The organism is Aeromonas finlandensis (genome assembly GCF_000764645.1).
In the GTDB taxonomy this organism is placed as follows: domain Bacteria; phylum Pseudomonadota; class Gammaproteobacteria; order Enterobacterales; family Aeromonadaceae; genus Aeromonas; species Aeromonas finlandensis.
In genome coordinates this window covers 1-2,874 of sequence record NZ_JRGK01000333.1, presented here as the reverse complement: position 1 = coordinate 2,874, position 2,874 = coordinate 1, and the positions used below count along the sequence as shown (strand labels likewise).

The following is a 2,874-nucleotide window of genomic DNA, read 5'->3' as shown; positions in this document are numbered from 1 at the left end:
CGACGATAGTGAGCGCGACACGCCCTGTTCTGCAGGATGCAGCTCCATTATGAAAGAAGTTAAATTCCGATGGGTTGACCGCTATCTCATTCACTTCACCATCAGTGAAATATTCCCGATCGCTCTCTGGTTACCCCTCTTTATCATCACCGTATCATCACCGCTCTTTGCGGGTACATACGGGCCGCCAGCGCCTCAGTGGCCGATACTCAGAGAGATTAAACGCGGACCTGTGAAGCCAATAGAATCCAACACTAAGAGAAGAGGCCACCCAATGGGTGGCCTCTCTTTATTGATCGTGACAATGGATCGCGACCAATCGCTAAACCAGCTGGCAGCCCCCTATCAGGATTGCAGCAAACGCAGGGCCGCATGGGGGCGACTGTTTGCCTGACTCAAAATGGAAGAGCTCGCCTGCTGCAAGATTTGGGTACTGACCAACCGCGCCGATTCAACCGCCATATCGGCATCCCGGATCCTTGAGCGGGCGGCACTGAGGTTCTCATTGGCATTGGCCAGATTGCGCACCCGTGATTCCAGCGCGTTGGCCTGGGCGCCGAGCCGCGAACGCTGAACACCCAGTTGTTTCATGCCCGCATCCAGGGTTTTGATGGCCCTGCTGGCGTTGTCGTCACTCAGAACATCAATGTTATCAACGGTATATTTCTTCTTGTCTGCTTGATAAAAACCCAGCGCATTCAAACTCGATCCCTGCATATCAATATTGGAATACTTGTCGCCTGATGAGCGCAGTTCCATCTGACCAATATACGTCGTGGGGGTAACATCGGGCAGCAGAGAGCTCAGATAAGAATTGCTGATCACCGGAGGCGCCGGTGGTGCTGGCTGCGGAGGGGGGGTTGTGCCATTGGCCAGTGCAAGGCTGTTACCCTGAGCGCTATGTATGGTCAGTTCATTACTGGCGGGATTGCTGTTGTTGGAGGCACTCACATAAAAACCCAGACCTGCCGATTGCGCAGTATTGTTGATACGCCGAACCACTTCCCTCATCAAATCGCTGTTTTCGGGCGTAGGATTGACCGGATCCCATCCGGTCATATCAATGCCCGTGGTCAAATCCACAGAGTGGCCCGCCACATCGATATAGGAGGGTAGTGCGGATAAATCGACGGCAGAGGCAACTGAAAATGGCAGTTGTTGTGCTTTTACCGGCCCCTGATTATTGGGGAAAGTGGTGCCATTGATATCTGCCACGAACGCTTCCAGCGTGGAATAATTCTTGTCAAAGGTCACGCCATTGAGCGTGACAGGCTGAGATGAGAGCTGGAGATCAGCAATATCATATGCCCCCGGCTTGCGGCCTGCCGGACTGCGCGCTTGCCACTCCATCTCCCCCAGATTTTTGGTCTGGGCATTGATATCGGTAATGACGGTATTTTGTCCTGCATAGGCACCGACCGAGAAGATGCCTTTATAACTGCCCGCCAGCAGATCCTGCCCGGCAAACCGGGTGCCTGTGGCAATCCGGTCCATCTCCAACTGCAGTTGCTTGAACTCAGCATTCAGGGCCACGCGATCCTCTGCCGTATTGGCACCGCTTCCCGACTGCAGTGCCAGGGTGCGCATCCGCTGCATCAGGTTCACCGACTCATCGAGCGCACCATCGGCCACGTTGATCACCGAGATCCCATCGTTGGCATTGCGAATAGCGGTGTTGGTCCCGTTCACTTCACTAGTGAGGCGATGACTGATCTGCAAGCCGGCTGCATCATCGGCGGCACTGTTGATGCGCAAGCCGGATGAGAGTCGTCGATATACCGAATCCAGCGTGTTGGATGATTGACCAAGATGGCGAGAAGCATTGAGGGCAGAAATATTGGTAGCGATGGAGAGGGACATGGACAGCTCGATACAGGGAAGATTCAAAATGGTCTCCACCACTATCGACATCATCAAATGACTCTTTAGCGAAAATCACTATCAAAAAAGATAAAAACGCTATCTTGACTATATTTTGCACACACAACGGCGAATGTTGAACGCAAAACAAGCACAACCAACCGTAGTGTATAAAATAAGCAGCGTAAAACGCCAACATCAAGATTCTGCAAATCCTGCAGATAGAACACCCGGTCGTTGTCCCGGCGTACAGTGCGTCACTCCGCCATATACCAGCAAAGGCTGGCTTAGCCGCCCTATTGCACATAGAATGTGGCCCCTTTTCTTTCTACCATCGGCAAACACATCCATGAGCGTTTTCATCTATCTCGTCAAAGGTCGCGAAAAATCCCTGCTGCGCCGTCACCCCTGGATCTTCTCCAAGGGGATTGAGCGGGTTGAAGGCAACCCCGTTGACGGCGATACCGTCGAGATCTATGCCAACGATGGCAAGTGGCTCGCCCGTGGAGCCTGGTCAGGCAGCTCCCAGATCCGTGCCCGGGTCTGGACCTTCGACAAGGATGAGACCGTCGATCTCGACTTCTTTATCCGCCGCCTCAAATATGCGCAGGAGTCCCGCGATCCGCTGATCAAACGTCAGGGTCTCACCGGCTATCGCCTCTGCGCCGCCGAATCCGACGGCCTGCCGGGTCTGACCATCGACCGTTATGCCGATTTTCTGGTGTGCCAGATCCTCTCTGCCGGTGCCGAATTCCAGCGCGAGCTGATAACGCAAGCGCTGCGTACCCTCTACCCCGAGTGCAGCATCTATGAGCGCTCCGACGTGGCAGTACGCAAGAAGGAAGGGCTGAAAGAGCGCACTGGCGTTATCTATGGCGAGACCCCGAATGAGCCGGTGGTGATCGAAGAGAACGGCGTCAAGATCCTGGTGGATATTCGCAACGGCCACAAAACCGGCTTCTATCTGGATCAGCGCGACAACCGTCAAGCCGCCGCCAAGTACACCGAAGGCAA

General features: G+C 54.2%; 2 protein-coding genes and 1 pseudogene. 2 read left to right on the top strand and 1 reads right to left on the bottom strand.

What is annotated here, in order from left to right:
• Positions 1–394: hypothetical protein (locus LD28_RS23735; protein WP_206538775.1), on the top strand; the 394-nt coding region annotated here is incomplete at its 5' end.
• On the opposite strand, the gene LD28_RS0120450 is transcribed toward LD28_RS23735, so the two are convergent.
• Positions 346–1,914: a flagellin N-terminal helical domain-containing protein gene (locus tag LD28_RS0120450; RefSeq protein ID WP_033138739.1), complete on the bottom strand. Its 1,569-nt coding sequence runs from the start codon at positions 1,912–1,914 to the stop codon at positions 346–348. The genes LD28_RS23735 and LD28_RS0120450 overlap by 49 nt on opposite strands.
• Positions 1,915–2,209: 295 nt before the next feature.
• On the opposite strand from LD28_RS0120450, the pseudogene LD28_RS0120445 reads away from it, so the two are divergent.
• Positions 2,210–2,874: pseudogene (locus LD28_RS0120445) on the top strand (23S rRNA (cytosine(1962)-C(5))-methyltransferase RlmI); the annotation flags it as partial.

Bases quoted from the DNA above. Each gene is read 5' to 3' on its own strand.
- LD28_RS0120450 (WP_033138739.1), bottom strand. From the start codon at position 1,914: ATGATGTCGATAGTGGTGGAGACCATTTTGAATCTTCCCTGTATCGAG.